At 74.1% G+C, this 17,334-nt stretch carries 15 protein-coding genes and 1 tRNA gene; 8 read left to right on the top strand and 8 right to left on the bottom strand.

Features of this window, described 5'->3' with window-relative positions:
- Positions 1 to 3: 3 nt before the first annotated feature.
- The 5 genes from ACT3SP_RS10605 to hemL are packed head-to-tail and all read left to right on the top strand — an operon-like array spanning position 4 to position 5,503.
- On the top strand, positions 4 to 1,275 hold the full coding sequence (locus tag ACT3SP_RS10605) for a ferrochelatase (protein WP_444587256.1): 1,272 nt from the start codon (positions 4 to 6) through the stop codon (positions 1,273 to 1,275).
- The gene (gene hemC / locus ACT3SP_RS10600; RefSeq protein ID WP_444587255.1) at positions 1,272 to 2,249 is read left to right on the top strand and encodes a hydroxymethylbilane synthase; all 978 of its coding nucleotides are present in this window, start codon (positions 1,272 to 1,274) and stop codon (positions 2,247 to 2,249) included. The genes ACT3SP_RS10605 and hemC overlap by 4 nt, the downstream gene beginning before the upstream one ends.
- Positions 2,249 to 3,094, top strand: coding sequence for a uroporphyrinogen-III synthase (locus tag ACT3SP_RS10595; RefSeq protein WP_444587254.1), 846 nt, complete (start codon positions 2,249 to 2,251; stop codon positions 3,092 to 3,094). The genes hemC and ACT3SP_RS10595 overlap by 1 nt, the downstream gene beginning before the upstream one ends.
- Positions 3,091 to 4,113 carry a porphobilinogen synthase gene (gene hemB, locus ACT3SP_RS10590; RefSeq protein WP_444587253.1) on the top strand — a complete coding sequence of 341 codons (1,023 nt, stop codon included), beginning with the start codon at positions 3,091 to 3,093 and terminating at the stop codon, positions 4,111 to 4,113. The genes ACT3SP_RS10595 and hemB overlap by 4 nt, the downstream gene beginning before the upstream one ends.
- 58 nt (positions 4,114 to 4,171) lie before the next feature.
- Complete coding sequence (gene hemL, locus ACT3SP_RS10585; RefSeq protein ID WP_444587252.1) at positions 4,172 to 5,503, top strand: glutamate-1-semialdehyde 2,1-aminomutase; 1,332 nt, start codon at positions 4,172 to 4,174, stop codon at positions 5,501 to 5,503.
- Between the two features lie 72 nt (positions 5,504 to 5,575).
- Here hemL and ACT3SP_RS10580 read toward each other — a convergent pair whose 3' ends face one another.
- Positions 5,576 to 7,168, bottom strand: coding sequence for an HNH endonuclease (locus ACT3SP_RS10580; protein ID WP_444587251.1), 1,593 nt, complete (start codon positions 7,166 to 7,168; stop codon positions 5,576 to 5,578).
- Between the two features lie 425 nt (positions 7,169 to 7,593).
- Here ACT3SP_RS10580 and ACT3SP_RS10575 point away from each other — a divergent pair.
- The 3 genes from ACT3SP_RS10575 to ACT3SP_RS10565 all read left to right on the top strand — a co-directional run bounded on the left by ACT3SP_RS10575 (position 7,594) and on the right by ACT3SP_RS10565 (position 8,828).
- Positions 7,594 to 7,667 (top strand) — tRNA-Met (locus tag ACT3SP_RS10575).
- Positions 7,668 to 7,717: 50 nt separating this feature from the next.
- The gene (locus ACT3SP_RS10570) at positions 7,718 to 8,398 is read left to right on the top strand and encodes a pentapeptide repeat-containing protein (protein ID WP_444587250.1); all 681 of its coding nucleotides are present in this window, start codon (positions 7,718 to 7,720) and stop codon (positions 8,396 to 8,398) included.
- A 73-nt stretch (positions 8,399 to 8,471) separates the two neighbouring features.
- The gene (locus ACT3SP_RS10565; protein ID WP_444587249.1) at positions 8,472 to 8,828 is read left to right on the top strand and encodes a VOC family protein; all 357 of its coding nucleotides are present in this window, start codon (positions 8,472 to 8,474) and stop codon (positions 8,826 to 8,828) included.
- Positions 8,829 to 8,937: 109 nt separating this feature from the next.
- On the opposite strand, the gene ACT3SP_RS10560 is transcribed toward ACT3SP_RS10565, so the two are convergent.
- The 7 genes from ACT3SP_RS10560 to ACT3SP_RS10530 are packed head-to-tail and all read right to left on the bottom strand — an operon-like array spanning position 8,938 to position 17,014.
- Positions 8,938 to 9,456, bottom strand: coding sequence for a CoA-binding protein (locus tag ACT3SP_RS10560; protein WP_444587248.1), 519 nt, complete (start codon positions 9,454 to 9,456; stop codon positions 8,938 to 8,940).
- The gene (locus tag ACT3SP_RS10555; RefSeq protein ID WP_444587247.1) at positions 9,453 to 10,808 is read right to left on the bottom strand and encodes an O-acetylhomoserine aminocarboxypropyltransferase/cysteine synthase family protein; all 1,356 of its coding nucleotides are present in this window, start codon (positions 10,806 to 10,808) and stop codon (positions 9,453 to 9,455) included. The genes ACT3SP_RS10560 and ACT3SP_RS10555 overlap by 4 nt, the downstream gene beginning before the upstream one ends.
- A complete protein-coding gene (gene sfnG, locus ACT3SP_RS10550; protein WP_444587246.1) occupies positions 10,805 to 12,043 on the bottom strand; it encodes a dimethylsulfone monooxygenase SfnG in 1,239 nt (412 codons plus the stop codon). The genes ACT3SP_RS10555 and sfnG overlap by 4 nt, the downstream gene beginning before the upstream one ends.
- Before the next feature lie 54 nt (positions 12,044 to 12,097).
- Entirely contained in the window at positions 12,098 to 14,149 is a 2,052-nt protein-coding gene (gene acs / locus ACT3SP_RS10545) for an acetate--CoA ligase (RefSeq protein ID WP_444587245.1), read from the bottom strand.
- On the bottom strand, positions 14,146 to 15,021 hold the full coding sequence (locus ACT3SP_RS10540) for an ABC transporter permease (RefSeq protein WP_444587244.1): 876 nt from the start codon (positions 15,019 to 15,021) through the stop codon (positions 14,146 to 14,148). The genes acs and ACT3SP_RS10540 overlap by 4 nt, the downstream gene beginning before the upstream one ends.
- Positions 15,018 to 16,073: an aliphatic sulfonate ABC transporter substrate-binding protein gene (locus ACT3SP_RS10535; protein ID WP_444587243.1), complete on the bottom strand. Its 1,056-nt coding sequence runs from the start codon at positions 16,071 to 16,073 to the stop codon at positions 15,018 to 15,020. The genes ACT3SP_RS10540 and ACT3SP_RS10535 overlap by 4 nt, the downstream gene beginning before the upstream one ends.
- Entirely contained in the window at positions 16,070 to 17,014 is a 945-nt protein-coding gene (locus tag ACT3SP_RS10530) for an ABC transporter ATP-binding protein (protein ID WP_444587242.1), read from the bottom strand. The genes ACT3SP_RS10535 and ACT3SP_RS10530 overlap by 4 nt, the downstream gene beginning before the upstream one ends.
- Between the last annotated feature and the right edge of the window lie 320 nt (positions 17,015 to 17,334).

Below are 17,334 nucleotides of genomic sequence, written 5' to 3'. Positions count from 1 at the left end.
ACCATGACCGATGCCACCGCGCCGATGCCCCAGCCCCGTGCCGTGGACCCCGACTCCGCCACCCACACCCGTCGGGGCGAGCCCCGCCCCTTCGACGCGATCCTGTTCTCGTCCTTCGGCGGGCCCGACGGCCAGGAGGACGTGATCCCGTTCCTGCGCAACGTCACCCGCGGGCGCGGGATCCCGGACGAGCGGCTCGAGGAGGTCGCGGGGCACTACCGCGCCCTCGGCGGTCGCAGCCCGATCACGGCGCAGAACGAGGCGATGATCGCCGCGCTCGAGCAGGAGCTGGCCCGTCGTGAGGTGGACCTGCCGATCTACTTCGGCAACCGCAACTGGGCCCCGTACAACGCGGAGGCGGTGCGCGCCCTGCACGCCGACGGCCACCGCCACGCCCTCGGGCTCGTCACCAGCGCCTACTCCTCGTACTCCTCCTGTCGGCAGTACCGCGAGGACTTCGGGATGGTGCTCGAGGAGACCGCGCTGGCGGGCGAGGTCACCATCGACAAGGTGCGCGTGTACTTCAACCACCCCGGCTTCCTCGCCCCCGTGGTCGACGGTCTCGACGCCGCCCTGGCGAGCCTCGCCGCCGAGGGGCACGACACCGACCGGATCGCCGTGCTGTTCTCCACCCACTCCGTCCCGCACACGATGGCCGAGGCCTCCGGCCCCGAGGAGACCCGTGTCGAGGGCTCCGGCGGCTGGTACGTCGAGCAGCACCTCGCGGCCTGCCGCTGGGTGATGGACCAGCTGCACGACGACTCCCCCGCCCTGCCGGACTGGCAGCTGGTCTACCAGTCGCGCTCCGGCGCCCCGCACATCCCCTGGCTCGAGCCCGACGTCAACGACGTCATCGCGCAGCTCGCCGAGGAGGACGCGGCCGACGCCGTGGTGGTGGTGCCGATCGGCTTCGTCACCGATCACGTCGAGGTGGTCTGGGACCTCGACACCGAGGCGAAGGAGACCGCCGAGGAGACGGGCCTGGCCTTCCGCCGGGTCGCCACCTCCGGCGAGGACCCTCGCTTCATCGCCGCCCTGGCCGACCTGATCCAGGAGCGCCTGGACCCGAGCTTCCCGCGGCGCGTGGTCACCGATTTCGGCGGCACCCCGGACGTGTGCGGCACGAACTGCTGCGTGGGTCGGCTGTGCCGCCCGACCACGAGCGCCCTCGACTCGGAGCTCGACGTGGAGCGGGCGCGCGAGGAGCGGGAGCGCACGGAGGAGGAGCGCACGGAGACGGAGCCCGCGGCGGCCGACGCGGGCGCGACGTCATGACGCCCTCCGCCCTCCGGATCGGCACCCGCGCCTCCGACCTCGCCCTGACCCAGTCCGGTCACGTGGGCGAGGCCCTGGTGCAGGGCACCGACCATCCCGTCGAGCTGGTGCACGTGAGCACGCACGGGGACCGCGACCGCACCAGCCCTCTCGCGCAGATCGGCGGCACCGGCGTGTTCGTCACCGCGGTGCGCCAGGCGCTGCTGGATGCGAAGGTCGACGTGGTCGTGCACTCCTGCAAGGACCTGCCCACCGCGCCGCTCGAGGAGATCACCCTGGCCTGCATGCCGCCGCGGGAGGACCCCCGCGACGCGCTGTGCGCCCGGGACGGGCTGACCCTCGCGCAGCTGCCGGCCGGCGCGGTGGTGGGCACCGGGTCGCCGCGCCGCGCCGCCCAGCTGCTGCGCGCCCGGCCGGATCTGCAGGTGGTGGGGGTCCGCGGCAACGTCGAGACCCGCCTGGGCCGGGCGCTCGGCGCGGACGCCGACCTCGACGCCGTGGTGCTGGCCGCCTCGGGCCTGCTGCGCGTGGGCCGGGAGGCGGCGATCAGCGAGCTGCTGCCGGTCGAGGTGATGCTGCCGGCCCCCGCCCAGGGCGCGCTCGCGGTCGAGGCGACCACCGCGGCGCTCACGGACCTGCCCTGGTTCGCCCCGCGCCTGGACGCGGTCGACGATCCGGCGACCCGCGCCGCCGTCACCGCCGAGCGGACGCTGCTGCGCGAGCTCGAGGCCGGCTGCTCGGCACCGGTCGCCGCCTACGCCGAGCTCGTGGAGGGCGGGGTGCTGCACCTGCGCGCGCTCGCGATCCGCACCGACGGCAGCGAGGTCGTCGAGGGCGAGGCCCGGGTGGCGCTGGACCTCGGCGACGACGCGATCGCCGGTCCCGGCTCCGTGCCGGCGGCGCTCGGGGAGGAGCTCGCGGCGGACCTGCTCGCACGCGGCGCGGGCGAGATCCTCGCGGAGGCCCGCGCCTGATGCCGCCCACGAGGCCCGCTCCGCGTCCCGTGCTGGTCACCCGACCGGCCGGTCGCGGCGCGGCGCTGATGACGCTGCTCGCCGAGGCGGGCATCACGGCCGAGCACCAGCCGCTGACGCGCCTGGTCGCCGCCGAGGGCGAGGAGCTCGACACCGCGCGGGAGCTGCTCGCGGGCGGCACCTACACGCACCTGGTGGTCACCTCGCGCACCGCGGCCACCTCCCTCGGCGCGGTGCCGGTGCCGGCGGCCTGCACGGTCGTGGCCGTCGGCGGCGGCACCGCACAGACGCTCGCGGAGCACGGGATCGACTCGAGCTGGATCGCCGACGGCTCCGGGGCGGCGCTGGTGGCGCAGATGCCGCAGGCCGCGCCCGAGGAGGTGGTGCTGTTCCCCGCCTCCGCCGCCGCCTCCCGCACGGTGCCCGAGGGGCTGCGGGCCAAGGGCTACCGGGTCCACGAGGTCACGGCGTACCGTCCGGAGCGGCTCGAGCCGCCGCCCGCGGTCACGGTCGGGCTGGCCACCGGCGGCTACGGCGCCCTGGTGGTCACCAGCCCGATGATCGCCCGCCGTGCCGCGGCGCTCGGGATCCACGCCTCGACCCCGATCGTCACCATCGGCGAGCCCACGTCCGCGGCGGTGCGCGAGGCGGGCCTGGCGGTCGGCCGACAGGCGCACGAGCCGACCGACGCGGCCCTCCTCGCCGCCGTGCGCGAGGTGCTCGCCGCGACCGCGGCGTCCGGTGCGCCCGCAGCCCCCGGCGCCCCCGGTGCCAGCACCCCTGCCCCCACCAGCACGGACCCTCTCACCGTTCCCGATCCGCCCACCTCGAAGGAGCCCCGATGACCCTTCCTCCCTTCCCCGGCCCGGTCGACCGTCCGCGCCGTCTGCGCACCAGCGCAGCGATGCGCTCCCTGGTGCGGGAGCGCACCCTGCGGCCCGCGGACCTCGTGCTGCCGATGTTCGTGCGCGAGGGCGCGACCGAGAACCGGCCCGTGACCTCGATGCCCGGCGTCGAGCAGCACACCATGGACTCCCTGGCGCGCGCGGCGACCGAGGCGGTCGAGCGCGGCGTGGGCGGCGTGATGCTGTTCGGCGTTCCCGAGCACAAGGACGCCGTCGGCTCCGGCGCGACCGATCCCGACGGGATCCTCAACCGGGCCCTCGCCCGGCTGCGCTCCGAGCTCGGCGACGCCACCGTGATCATGGCCGACCTGTGCCTGGACGAGTTCACCGACCACGGCCACTGCGGGGTGCTGGATGCGGAGGGCCGCGTCGACAACGACGGCACCCTCGAGCGCTACCGGGAGATGGCGCTCGCCCAGGCCGAGGCCGGCGCCCACCTGCTGGGCCCCTCGGGGATGATGGACGGCCAGATCGCCGCGATCCGCGACGCCCTGGATGCGAACGACCACCCGGAGACGGCGATCTACGCCTACACCGCGAAGTACGCCTCGGCCTACTACGGTCCGTTCCGCGAGGCGGTGGACTCCTCGCTGCAGGGCGATCGCCGCAGCTACCAGCAGGACCCGGCCAACGGTCGCGAGGCGCTGCGCGAGCTCGAGCTCGACCTCGCCGAGGGCGCGGACCTGGTGATGGTCAAGCCCGGCCTGCCCTATCTCGACGTGCTCCAGAAGGTGGCCGAGGCGTCCCCGGTGCCGGTGGGCGCCTACCAGGTCTCCGGCGAGTACGCGATGATCGAGGCCGCCGCCGCGAACGGCTGGGTCGACCGCGACCGCACGGTGCTCGAGTCCCTGCTCTCCTTCCGCCGCGCCGGTGCCTCCACCGTGCTGACCTACTACGCGAGCGAGGTCGCCGGATGGTTCCGCGACGGCCTGCCCGCCCACCTGCGCGAGTTCGCCTGATCCGCGACCCGATCGCCGATCCTCCGCCCGTCCGTCCCCCGATCCCGAGGAGCACTCGATGACCCCCGCCGCCACCCCCTCCGCCGCTCTCTTCTCCCGTGCCCAGCAGGTGATCCCCTCGGGCGTGAACTCCCCCGTGCGCGCCTTCGGCTCGGTGGGCGGCACACCGCCGTTCCTCACCTCCGCGCAGGGCGCGCTGCTGCAGGACGCCGACGGGAACGAGTACGTGGACCTCGTCGGCTCCTGGGGCCCGATGATCCTCGGTCACGCGAACGAGCAGGTCGTCGAGGCGGTGCGCGAGGCGGCCGGCCGGGGCCTGTCCTTCGGCGCGCCGCAGCCCGGCGAGGTCACCCTCGCCGAGGAGGTCGTGGACAGGATCGGACCCGTCGAGCAGCTGCGGCTGGTCAACTCCGGCACCGAGGCGACGATGAGCGCGCTGCGGGTGGCGCGCGCGGCGACCGGCCGGGACGTGATCGTGAAGTTCGCCGGCTGCTACCACGGGCACGTGGACGCGCTGCTGGCCGAGGCCGGCAGCGGGGTCGCGACCTTCGCGATGCCCGGCTCCGCGGGGGTCACCGCGGCGACCGCGCGGGACACCGTGGTCCTGCCCTACGGGGACCGGGACGCGGTCGCGGCCCTGTTCGCCGAGCGCGGCGGGGAGATCGCCGCGGTGATCACCGAGGCCGCGCCCGCGAACATGGGCGTGGTGCCGCCGCGCGAGGTGGACGGGGTGGGCTTCAACCGCTTCCTGTCCGAGACCGCGCATTCCGCGGGAGCGCTGCTGATCAGCGACGAGGTCCTCACCGGGTTCCGGGCGAGCCGTGAGGGGCACTACGGCATCGACGGGCCCGCCGGGACCGGCGAGGACTGGGCACCGGACCTCATGACCTTCGGGAAGGTGATCGGCGGCGGTCTGCCCGTGGGCGCCTTCGGCGGTCGGAAGGACCTCATGGGCCTGCTCGCCCCCGCCGGCCCCGTGTACCAGGCGGGGACCCTCTCGGGGAACCCGCTGGCGACCGCGGCAGGCCTGGCGACCTTCGCGGGCCTGGACGAGGCGGCCTACGACGTGCTCGGCACCGCCTCGCGCACCCTGCAGCAGCTGGTGGCCGACGCCCTCACCACCGCCGGCGTGCCCCACGTGATCCAGACGGCCGGGACGCTGTTCTCGGTGTTCTTCCGCGAGGCCCCGGTGGAGACCTACCAGGACGCGAAGGACCAGGACACCGAGGCGTTCACCCGCTTCTTCCACGCGATGCTGGAGCGCGGGGTGTACCTGCCCCCGTCAGCCTTCGAGGCCTGGTTCGTCTCGACCGCGCACACCCCGGAGGTGCTGGACCGGATCGCGGCCGTGCTGCCTGCCGCGGCGAAGGCGGCGGCCGCCGGAGCCTGAGAGGCGAGCGGGCCAGCCGGGTCCGGCGGTGGACGAGCGGGGGACGGCGACATCGGGGCGATCCCGGGGCGTTCAGGCAGTGGTCTCCGGAGAGGGCGGGGGCCGGCGTCGCCGTGGCCGCCTGGTGCGGGTCCGCCGACGGGACCGTCGCGCCGACGCCGCTCGAGGATCGGATGCCGGAGGGACCGGTCCGGGACGGGTCGATGGCCGGGGTGTCCTCAGGGGCGGTGGGCGGGTGGTGCGACGGGTGCCGGCTCGACTGGTCCATTCCACGACATGGCCGTCCACCGCAGGATCCCCGACGCGTTCCACGCTGAGGAACTGCTGCTCCTTGTCGTTGCACAGCGCGCAGAGTCCCTGCCCGTTGTCGAGGCTGGTGGGACCGCCCGCGGCGTGGGGATGGATGTGGTCGCTCTGACGGATCGCGGCATCGCAGTAGGGGCCGCGGCAGGCCTGGTCACGCCAGCGGACGAAGCGAGCGAGCGCCGCGGGGAAGGCCCGGGCCTGCGACTCGACGGCGACCAGCTCCCCCTTGCGCGGGTGGGTGAACAGGCGGCGCAGCACGGCACGGAGGGCAGGGGCGTCGGCCCCCATCGCCTCCTCGGCCTGCTCGGTGAGCGCCACGCCCAGCAGGGGGCGCAGTTCCTCGAGCAGGACCTCCGCCGGGGCCGTGCCGTAGCCCTCGATCTGCGCGAGGTCGCCGGCGCCGGGGTGGATGAGGGCGCGTTCGGTGATCATCACCCCGATGTCCAGGGTGGTGGGATCCATGCCGTTCTCGCGGCCGATGAGCGTGTCCGCGAAGCAGTCCGCCTCGATCGCCTGGTGCCCGCGCCGGTCCCCGGCGGCGCGCAGCCGCTCGGCCTCGAGGGAGAGCCGCTTGCGGATCCGCATGGCGTCGAGCGCCGGGATCCGCGCGGACACGGTGGCCATGCCGTGCTCGGCGCGGCGCACCGTCACGTGTCTCTCCTGCTTCGCCTGCAGGTGGCGGCGCTTCTGGCCGTACGGGTCCGTCCGGGCGATGACGGCCGCCCGCGCGGCGTCCCACTGCTCCCCGCCGGCTCCGTCGAGATCCGGCAGGCGACGGCCGAGCAGCCGGTCCGCCTCGGCGCGCTGCGTCGGCGAGAGCGGGGCGAAGGAGCGTGCCGTGGCGTGGGCGACGGTGCTGGTGACCTGGGCGGTGGCGAGAGCGGTGAGCATCTCCGGCATGTCCTCGACCAGGCGGCGCTGTGCGGCCAGGGAATGGGCGGCCGAGGCCGGAGACCTGTGGACCAGCATCGACACCTCCCGCGCCGCCTCGCGCGAGGCCTCGCGCAGGAGCTTCTCGGTGGGAGGAGCCTGGTCCGCCTCCTGGGCGGTGCGTGCCCGGGCGTCGGCCTGCTTCGCGATCGTGAGGGATTCGGCGAGGGCCACGACGGTCCGGGCCTCGAGCGCGTCGAGGGCGCTGCGGTGCTCGTGGATCCGCCCGACGACCTCCGTGAAGGTCGAGACGGCATCGTCCTTCGGGGTGAACAGGTCGAGGGGCCGCAGGGCGAGCTCCGCCAGCAGGAAGGTCTGGTCCCCGAGGGCGGCGGCGAGCGCGGGCGGTCCCCCGGCGTGCACGGCGTCGAGCAGCTGCTGGTGGGGATCACCAGCGGCCGGGGTGACGCTCTGCGCGGAGGAGGACATACCCCCATCATTCCGGGAGCGACCCGCGGAAGAAAGAGCGTCGCGAGAATGTGGATAACTCCGTCCCGGCACGACCACCCCCGGCGCCGCCACCCCACGACGACCCCTCTCCCCGCAGGCCACGAGCCTTTCCCTCCTCGCCGGGCCCCTCGCGGACGGCCGCCTCCGAAAACACGGAAGCGATAACCCGTCAAGGCTCCGACAAGAAGTGTGGACGGATTTCCGCTGGGGAGGAACCGTGACCCTCCGCGACCCCGTGAGGCCCCGTGCGACAGCAGATGACGAGACGCTCGACAGCCGCCGGGGGCACCCGGCAGGCTGGTGCCCGTCAGCCCGTCAGCCCGTCAGCCCGTCAGCCCGTCAGCCCGTCAGCCCGTCGGCGCCTCGTGCGCCGGCACCCCCGCCCGTCGGACCGACGGGCGTCCCGCTCCGTAGCTCAGCCCGGTAGAGCAGCTCCCCCATAAGGAGTCCGTCGCAGGTTCGAATCCCGCCGGAGCGTCTCCCCCGGACCGTAGGCTCGGACACCTCGCCCCCGACCCGAGGAGTCCCGTGCGTCGATCCACCACCTCCAGGAGGGCCTCCACCACCCGCGGCCCCGTCCTCGAGCCTCTCGTCCTGCCCGACCTCGAGTCGGCCGACGCCGACGCCCTCGAGGCCCACGGCGCCGCCGACGGGCTCCGCCTCGAGGGCGAGGACCTCTCCGGCCGCGACCTCACCGGCACGGTCCTCACCGAGTGCGAGCTCGTGGGCGTCACCGCGCACACCACGGTCCTGCAGCACGCGCGCCTGATCGAGACCCGGATCGAGCGCCTGAACGCCCCGGTCCTCGACGCCACGCGCTCCACCTGGCGGGACGTCGAGCTGCTCGGCTCCCGCCTCGGCGCGCTGGACATCTACGACGCCGAGATCCGCTCCACCCGGATCGTCGGCTGCAAGGTCGACTGGATCAACCTGCGCTCCTCGACCCTCGAGGACGTCCTGTTCGAGGACTGCACGATCGACGAGCTGGACCTCGGCGGCGTCACCGCCTCCCGGGTCGCCTTCGTCGGCTGCCGCACGGGACGGCTCGCCCTCCCCCACACCCGCCTGGTGGACGTGGACCTGCGCGGCCTCGAGATGGGCGCGCTCAGCAACCTCGAGGGCCTGGCGGGAGCGACGCTCGACGCCCAGCAGGTCACTGCGCTGGCCCCCGCCTTCGCTGCCCACCTCGACATCCGCGTGGAGGGATGAGCGCCCGGCTACCGTGGACCCCACGCCCTGACCACCGCACCCCGACACCCACCCCCGACGAAGGAGTCACCCCATGACCGGGATCCGCGCTCTCACCCTCGTCCTCGAGGATCCCTCGGCCGCGGCGACCGCCCTGCGCGACGCCGCGGGCTGGAGCATCGAGGCCGACTACGGCAGCTTCGCCTCCCTGACCGCCCCGGGCAGCGTCCCGCTGTGGCTGAACGCCCCGGCCGAGGGCGAGGAGCCCTCGCGTGGGATCGTCCTCCACATGGTCTGCGAGGACGTCGACGCCGCGTTCGAGCACGCCGTCTCCCACGGCGCCGAGGCGGTCCGGGAGCCGACGGACATGGACTTCGGCGAGCGCTCCGCATGGGTGCGCGTCGCCGCCGCTGCCGGGGTGACGATCGACTTCTCGCGCCCGCTCGGCTGACGCGCACGGCGCGAGCACCCGCTCGGCTGAGGCGCACGGCGCGAGCACCCGGACGGCAGAACGCGGGTCGGGGTGATCCCCGGCCCGCGCCTGAAGGCCGAGCGTACGCTCAGCCGCGCCCGCTCACGCGCTGCTTCCGGGAACTGATCTCGCCGGTGTTGAACCCGGCGAGGTGCAGGCCGCCGTGGAAGCGGGCGTGCTCGATCTTCACGCAGCGGTCCATGACCACGTCGAGCCCTCCGGCCTCCGCGATCGCGGCGGCCTCCTCGTTCCACGAGCCCAGCTGCAGCCACAGCGCCTTCGCCCCCGCGTCCACCGCCTCCTGGGCCACTCCCGGCAGGTCGGCGTCCTTGCGGAAGACGTCCACGATGTCCGGGGCGACCGGCAGGTCCGCGAGGGAGGCGTAGGCCGGGTGCCCGAGGATCGTCTCCGCCCGCGGATTGACGAAGTACACCTCGTAGGGCGAGCTCGAGAGCAGGTAGGTGCCCACGAAGTAGCTGGCCCGCGCCGGGTTCGCCGAGGCGCCGACGATCGCGATGGAGCGCGCACGGCGCAGGATCGCGAGCCGCTCGGGGGCCGACGGGCCCTGCCAGGTGCGCTGCGGCCGGTTCTGGGTCTGATCGCTCATCGCTGCTCTCCCGTCGCCGCCGTGATCGCCTGGTCCAGGTCCCACAGGATGTCCTCGACGTCCTCGAGCCCCACCGAGATCCGGATCAGGTCCGGCCGCACGCCGCCGGCGACCAGCTGCTCCTCGGAGAGCTGCTGGTGGGTGGTCGAGGCCGGGTGGATGACCAGGGTGCGGGCATCGCCGATGTTCGCGAGGTGCGAGGCGAGCTGCAGGTGGGCGATGACCTGCTCGCCCGTGGCACGGGCCGCCGTGGCCTGCTCCTCGTCGGAGTCGAAGGTCCCCGTCGGCCGCACGCCGAAGGCGAAGACCGAGCCGGGGCCGAGGGGCAGGTACTTCGCCGCCCGCTCGTGATGCGGATGGGACTCGAGGCCCGCCCAGGTCACGAAGGAGACCCGAGGGTCCTCCTCGAGCCACTCGGCGACCGCGCGGGCGCCGGAGAGGTGGGCGTCGATCCGCTGCGGGAGGGTCTCGACGCCCTGCAGCAGCTGGAACGCCGACTGCGCGGAGAGCGCGGGGCCGATGTCTCGCAGCTGCTCGGAGCGCAGCTTGGTGAGGAAGCCGTACTCGCCGAAGTTGTCCCACCACTTGATGCCGCCGTAGGAGTCCACCGGCTCGGTCATGCTCGGGAAGTTCCCGTTGCCCCAGTCGAAGCGGCCGGACTCGACGACCACGCCGCCGAGCGTCGTGCCGTGCCCGCCGAGGAACTTGGTGGCCGAGTGGAGGACGATGTCCGCGCCGTGCTCGATCGGACGCACCAGGTAGGGCGTGGCCAGGGTCGCGTCGACCACGAGCGGGACGCCGTGCTCGTGCGCCACGGCGGCGAGCCCCTCGAGGTCGGCGATCTCGCCGGAGGGGTTGCCGATGATCTCGACGTAGAGCACCTTCGTCTCCGGCCGGAACGCGGCGCGGTAGTCCTCCGGGTCGGCGGAGGGGACGAACGTGGTCTCCACGCCGAAGCGGCGCAGGGTGACGTCGAGCTGGGTGACGGTGCCGCCGTACAGCTGGGCGGAGGAGACCACGTGGTCCCCGGCGCCCACCAGGGCGGCGAAGGTGATGAACTCGGCGCTCATCCCCGAGGCGGTCGCGACCGCCCCGATCCCGCCCTCGAGCGAGGCGATGCGCTCCTCGAAGGCGGCCACGGTGGGGTTGCCGATGCGGGAGTAGATGTTCCCGTACTTCTGCAGCGCGAAGAGGTTCGCGGCGTCGGCCGCGTCGTCGAAGACGAACGACGTGGTCTGGTAGATCGGCACCGCGCGGGAGCCGTGCTGGGCGTCGGGCGTGCCGCCCGCGTGCAGGGCGCGGGTGCGGAATCCGAAGGTGCGCTCCGCGCTCTGCGGGGACTGCGGGCTCACGCGGCCACCCCCGCCTTCGCCGGGTGGTCCGCCGGCAGGGTCTCGAAGGCCGCGGCGGAGGCGTCCTCGGCGCTCACGCCGGGCACGACGGGCAGCAGGTCGGTGTTCAGCTCGGTGCCGCGGGCGCGGGCCAGGTCCTTCTCCTTCTCGCGCACGATGGGCAGCACGTCGCGGCCGAAGGCGGCGACCTCCTCGCTGAAGTGGAGGTAGCAGGTCAGCAGCAGGTTCACGCCCACCTTCTTGTACTCGACGATGCGGTCGGCGATCTCCTCGGGGGTGCCGATCAGGCGGGTCTTGAAGCCGTCGTTGTACTGCACGAGGTCCTCGAAGGAGGAGTCGGCCCACATGCCCTTGCCGTCCTTGGTGGAGGCGCCGGCCTCCTGCACGGACTGGCGGAAGCCCTCGACGGCGGGGCGGTGCGCCTTGGCGACGATCTCGCGCAGGGTCTCCTCGGCCTCGGCGCGGGAGTCGCGGGCGATGACGAAGCCGTTCAGGCCGAAGCGCGGCGAGCGCCCGGCCCTCGCGGCGGAGGCCTGCACGCCGGCGACGTTCTCCTCGTAGCCCTCGAGGGTCCGGCCGTTGGAGAAGTACCAGTCGGCGACGCGGCCGGCGGTGTCCTGCGCGGCGGTGGAGTTGCCGCCGAAGAAGATCTCGGGGTGGGGGCGGCCGGGCACGTCGACGGGCTTCGGGTTCAGGGTGAAGTCGTCGATCGAGTAGTACTGGCCGTCCTGGGAGTAGCCGTTCTCGGTGAGCAGCCCGCGCAGGGCGCTGATGAACTCCCCGGTGCGCACGTAGCGCTCGTCGTGCTCGAGCCAGGGCAGCCCGAACTTCACGAACTCGTCCTTGAGCCAGCCGGAGACGATGTTCACCGCGGCGCGGCCCTCGGAGAGGTGGTCCGCGGTGATCAGCCACTTGGCGAGCACGCCCGGATGCCACATGCCGGGGTGGAAGGCCGCGATCACGCGCAGGCGCTCGGTCGCGCCGAGCAGGGCGAGCGAGAACGCGGAGGCCTCGTGCTGCTTGTCCGCGCCGTAGCTGGCGGCGTAGCGGGTCTGGGTCAGCGCGTACTCGAAGCCGGAGTCCTCGGCGATCCGGGCCAGCTTCTTGTTGTACGGCAGCTGCCAGTCGGTGCGCTGCTCGATGGTGGAGACGACGAGGCCTCCGGAGACGTTCGGCACCCAGTAGGCGAACTTCAGCGGGGTCTCGAAGGTCGAGGCGGGAACAGTCGTGGTCATGGGTCCTCCAGGGTCGGCGGGGCCGACGGTCGGTTCCGTGCGGCGGGGAGTCTGTCAGCTGTCCGGGGCGACGGCAGGATCGTCCACGGGCAGGGATGCGAGCACCGCGGCGACGGTCCCGACCGCCTCCGGGTTCTGCAGCGAGGTGGTGTCCCCGAGCGGCGCCGGGGTCCGTCCGGCACGGCGGTCGCGCTCGGCGTGCACCAGCTGCGCGAGCAGTCGGCGCATGATCTTGCCGGAGCGGGTCCGGGGCAGGTCGGGCACCTCGATCACGTGCCGGGGCTTGGCGATCGGCCCGATCTCGCGGGCCACCCGGGAGCGCAGCGCCTCCGCGTCGAGCTCGGCGTCGCCACCGGTGGGCATGAGGAACACGGCCACGGCCTGCCCGGTCAGGGCGTCGTCCACGCCGGCGGCGCCGGCCTCGGCGACCGCAGGGTCCGCGACCAGGGCGGACTCGACCTCGATGGTGGACAGGCGGTGCCCGGAGACGTTCACGACGTCGTCGAGGCGGCCCAGGATCCAGAAGCAGCCGTCGGCGTCGACGGTCGCGGAGTCCCCGGCGACGTAGTAGCCGCCGTGCTCGCCGCGGCCGGCATGGTCCCGCCAGTACGAGTCGCGGTAGCGCGCGGCGTCGCCCCAGACGGTGCGGGCCATGCCGGGCCAGGGCCGACGGGCCACCAGCGTGCCGGCGACGCCGGCGGGCTGCTCGTTCCCCTCCGCGTCGACGACGGCCATGTCGATGCCGGGCAGCGGACCGGTCGCGGAGCCGGGCTTCAGCGTGGTCACGCCGGGCAGCGGGACGAGCATGGCCGCACCGGTCTCGGACTGCCACCAGGTGTCGACGATCGGCAGCTCGTCGCGGCCGAAGGTGCGGCGGAACCACACCCAGGCCTCGGGGTTGATCGCCTCGCCGACGGTGCCGAGCAGGCGCAGCGAGGACAGGTCGTGCCCGCCGGGCAGCTCCTCGCCGAACCAGGACATGAAGGTGCGGATCAGGGTGGGGGCCGTGTAATAGACGGTCACGCCGTGGCGCTCGATGATCTCGAGGTGGCGCTCGCGGGTGGGCTCGCCGGGGGTGCCCTCGTAGATCACCTGGGTGAGGCCGTTGGAGAGCGGGCCGTAGATCTCGTAGGTGTGGGCGGTGACCCAGGCGAGATCCGCGGTGCACCAGTGGACGTCCGACGGCTTCGCGTCGAAGTGCGCCCAGTGCGCCCAGGAGGCGTGGGTGAGGTAGCCGCCGGAGGTGTGGACCAGGCCCTTGGGCTTCCCGGTGGTGCCGGAGGTGTGGATGATGAACAGCGGATGCTCCGCGTCGAAGCTCGGTGCCTCGTGGTGCTCGCTCGCCGCGTCCACGTTCTCGTGCCACCACACGTCGCGGCCCGGCGTCCAGGCGATGTCCTGGCCGGTGCGGCGCACCACCAGCACGTGCTCGAGGTGCGGCAGGTCGCGGGCGGCCTCGTCGGCCGCGGACTTCACCTCGACGGCCGTGCCCCGGCGGAACTGCCCGTCGGAGGTGACCAGCAGCTTCGCGCCGGTGTCCTGGAGGCGGAAGCGCACCGCCTCGGCGCTGAAGCCGCCGAAGACGAGCGAGTGCACGGCGCCGATGCGGGCGCAGGCCAGCGCGATGACGACGGTCTCCACCAGCACGGGGAGGTAGACGACCACGCGGTCCCCGGGGGTGATGCCGAGGTCGGTCAGGGCGTTCGCCGCCCGGCTCACGCGGCGCTGGAGGTCCTCGTAGGTGACGGACTCGCGGTCCCCGGGCTCGCCCTCGAAGTGCAGGGCGACCTTGGTGCCGTTCCCGGCGTGCACGTGGCGGTCCACGCAGTTCTCGGCGACGTTGAGGCGGCCGCCGACGAACCAGCGGGCCGCCGGCACGCTCAGCTCCCCGGTGGCCGGGTCCGGAACGGGCGGCTCCCACTCGAGCGCGGTGTGCCAGGGCTCGGCCCAGTCCAGGCGGCGAGCGGCCCCCTCCCAGAAGGCGAGGGGATCGGCGGCGGCGCGCTCATGGATCCCGGGGCCGACGTTCCAGGTGCCCGCGAGGGCGGGGTCCGGCGGGTAGGTGCGGGTCTCCACCAGGCGGGTCTCGGTGGTGGTCGCGCTCATGTCCACCTCCTCAGCAGCTTCTTCTCGGCCAGTCCCAGCACGGCGTTGGTGAGGCTGCCCAGCAGCGCGAGCAGCACGATGGCCAGCAGGATCCGGTCCACGCGACCGTTCTGCTGGGAGTCGTTGAGGATGAATCCCAGGCCCATCGAGGAGGCGATGAGCTCGGCGGCGACCAGGAACAGCCAGGCCTGGGCGAGGGCGAGGCGCAGCCCGGAGACGACCGAGGGGACCACGGCGGGCAGCTGGACGGTGCGGAACAGGGACCAGCCGCGCAGGCCGAAGCAGCGCCCTGCCTCGACCAGGTGCGGGTCGATGTGGCGCAGCGCGGCGGCGACGGTGGTGAACACCGGGAAGAAGGCACCGATCGCGATGAGCGTCACCTTGGACTCCTCGCCGATCTGCAGCCACAGGATCAGCAGCGGCACCCAGGCCAGGGAGGGCACGGCACGCAGGGCGGCCAGGGTGGGGCTGAGCAGGGCGTCGCCGGCGCGGGAGAGGCCCACCACCGCGGCGACGGCGAGGCCGATCACGGAGCCGATGGCGAAGCCCAGCAGCACGCGCTGCACGGAGATCGCGATGTGCAGGCCCAGCTCGCCGCGCTCGATGAGCTCGGCGCCGGCCTGCAGCACGGTGAGCGGACCGGGCAGGCGGTGGGCGGGGACCAGCTCGGCGGCGGTCGCGAGCTGCCAGGCGGCGAGGACGGCCAGCGGCAGCAGCGCTCCCGCGACCAGGCGCACCCCGGTGCGGTCCCAGAGGGTGCGGCGCCCGGTGCTCTGCTCGGGGGCCGGGGCGGCCTGCTCCGGACCCGGGGTGGTCTGCGCGGCCCCCGGGCCCGTCGAGCGGGGCAGGGGGACGTCGGTCGCGGTGCTCACTGCGACTCGACCGCGGCGAGCGCGAAGGCGTCGTGGACGATCTCGGAGCGGGCCTTCTCGACCGCGTCGGCCCCGCCCTGGACGTCGCCCGAGTCGGCGAGCATCGGGGAGATCGCCTCGAGCACGGCGAGCTGGTCCTCCCCCGGCACGCCGTGCACGTCGAGGTTGGAGCGCTCGGTGATGACGGTGGTGGCGACCTCGAGGTCGATGCCGGCGGCGTCGGCCAGCAGCTGCGCGGTCTCCTCGAGGTTCTCCAGCGCCCAGCCGCGGGCCTGCTCGTAGGCGTCGACGACCACCTGGGCGACGTCGGCGTGCTCGTCGATGAACTCCTCGGTGGCGTTGAGGAAGCCGTAGGTGTTGAAGTCGACGTTGCGGAAGACCAGCTGTGCGTCGGACTCGACCTCGGCGGCCCCCATGATCGGGTCCAGGCCGGACCACGCCTCGACGCTGCCGCCCTCGAGGGCGGAGCGGCCGTCGGCGTGCTGGAGCGGCTGCAGCTCCACGTCGCCGATCCCGAGGTCGGCCTCGGCCAGGGCCTGGACCAGGAAGAAGTACGGGTCGGTGCCGGGGGTGGCGGCGACGGCGCGGCCCGCGAGGTCCGCGGGGCCCGTGACGTCGCTGTCGGGTCCGACGACGAGCGCCGCCCATTCGGGCTGGGAGTAGATGTCGATGACCTTGATGGGCGAGCCGTTGGCGCGGGCCAGCAGGGCCGCGGAGCCGGCGGTGGAGGCGACGTCGGCCGATCCGGAGCGCAGGAACTCGTTGGCCTTGTTGGAGCCGGCCGACTGGACCCACTCGACGGTCACGGACTCGCCGAGGGCGTCCTCGATCAGCCGCTGGTCGCGCACCACGAGGCTGAGCGGGTTGTAGGTGGCCCAGTCGATGGTGAGGGAGTCGGTGCTCCACTCCCCCTCGCCACCGGCGGCGGCGTCCGAGCCCTCGCCGGCCACGCAGGCGGACAGGGCGGTCCCGGCCACGGCGGTCAGGCCGAGGGCGGTGGCGGCGCGGCGGCTGATCCGACGGGCGGCGGGCTGGAGGGCGGGGTGGGTCATGAGAGGTTCTCCGGGGTGCTGGGGGTGCTGGGAGGACTGGGGGTGCCGGGCGCGGCGGGGTGCGCGGGGGCGCTCTGGTGGGCGTGGACGCCGAGGCCCTCGAGGAGCTCGACGCGCAGCTCCGCGAGGTCGCCGTCGGCGCGGTCGCGGGGGCGCTGCCCGGGGACCTCGACGGTGCGGGCGAGGGAGGCGACCTCGGGCCCGGCCTCGCGCAGGGTGCGCAGCAGCAGCACCCGGTCGGCGAGGTAGAGCGCCTCCTCGACGTCGTGGGTGACCACGAGGACGGTGGTGGGCTCGGCCGCGTGGATCTCGAGCAGCAGGTCCTGCATGCGCAGGCGAGTCAGCGCATCGAGAGCTCCGAAGGGCTCGTCGAGCAGCAGCACCTGGGGGCTGCGGGCGAGGGCGCGGGCGAGGGAGGCGCGCTGGGCCATGCCGCCGGAGACCTCGCGGGGGCGCAGGTCCGCGGCATGCTCGAGGCCCACCAGCTGCAGCAGGTGGCGGACCCGGTCGCGGCCCTCGCGCCGCCCGGTGCCGCGGGGCAGGCCGAGGGCGACGTTCTGGGCCAGGCTGCGCCAGGGCAGCAGGCGCGGCTCCTGGAAGGCGACCGCGGTGCGCTCGTCGGTGCCGGCGAGCGCGCTGCCCCCGATGCGGATCACCCCGCCGCTGGGCCGGTCCAGGCCCGCGATCAGGCGCAGCAGGGTCGACTTCCCGCAGCCCGAGGGGCCCACCACGGCGACGATCTCCCCCGAGCCGAGCTCGAGGTCGAGTCCGCGCAGCACGTCGTGGCGTCCCTGCGCGGTCGCGAAGGAGCGGTCGACCGCGTCCAGGCGCACCCCGTCGGGGCGGGCGCGGGTGCCGGCGGGGGCGGCGTCGCGCGAGGCGTGGCCGCCCGCGGCGTGGCGTCCCGGGGCGGCGCTGGGTGCGGCGACTGTACTGGTCATGCGTCCGATCATGACGGCGTATGCACGCGCGACGCCAGCGCCGTGTCATAAGCCGTCATAGTCGCGGTCCCAACATGCGGGCTGCATGTGGCGGAGTCACCGCCGGCGACCCCGCAGAGGCGCCGCCGACGACCGGGAGGGCGCGCTCCGTGTGGCACGGGCCATGCCCGGAGGTCAAGCCGCGCCACGTCCCGGGCATCTCGGCGGCCCGCGGGTCAATGGCTGACAAACACCTCGATGCGGCTCCTTCAACTCGCTTCAGGTGCGCGGGCGCGACTCCTAGCGTGGATGTCGCATCCCCGGACGCCCCGGATGCGGGC

It is taken from the genome of Brachybacterium sp. AOP43-C2-M15 (assembly GCF_052446295.1).
Lineage (GTDB): Bacteria > Actinomycetota > Actinomycetes > Actinomycetales > Dermabacteraceae > Brachybacterium.
The sequence above is the reverse complement of the archived record's forward strand: the minus strand, read 5'-3'. Positions and strand labels throughout refer to the sequence as shown.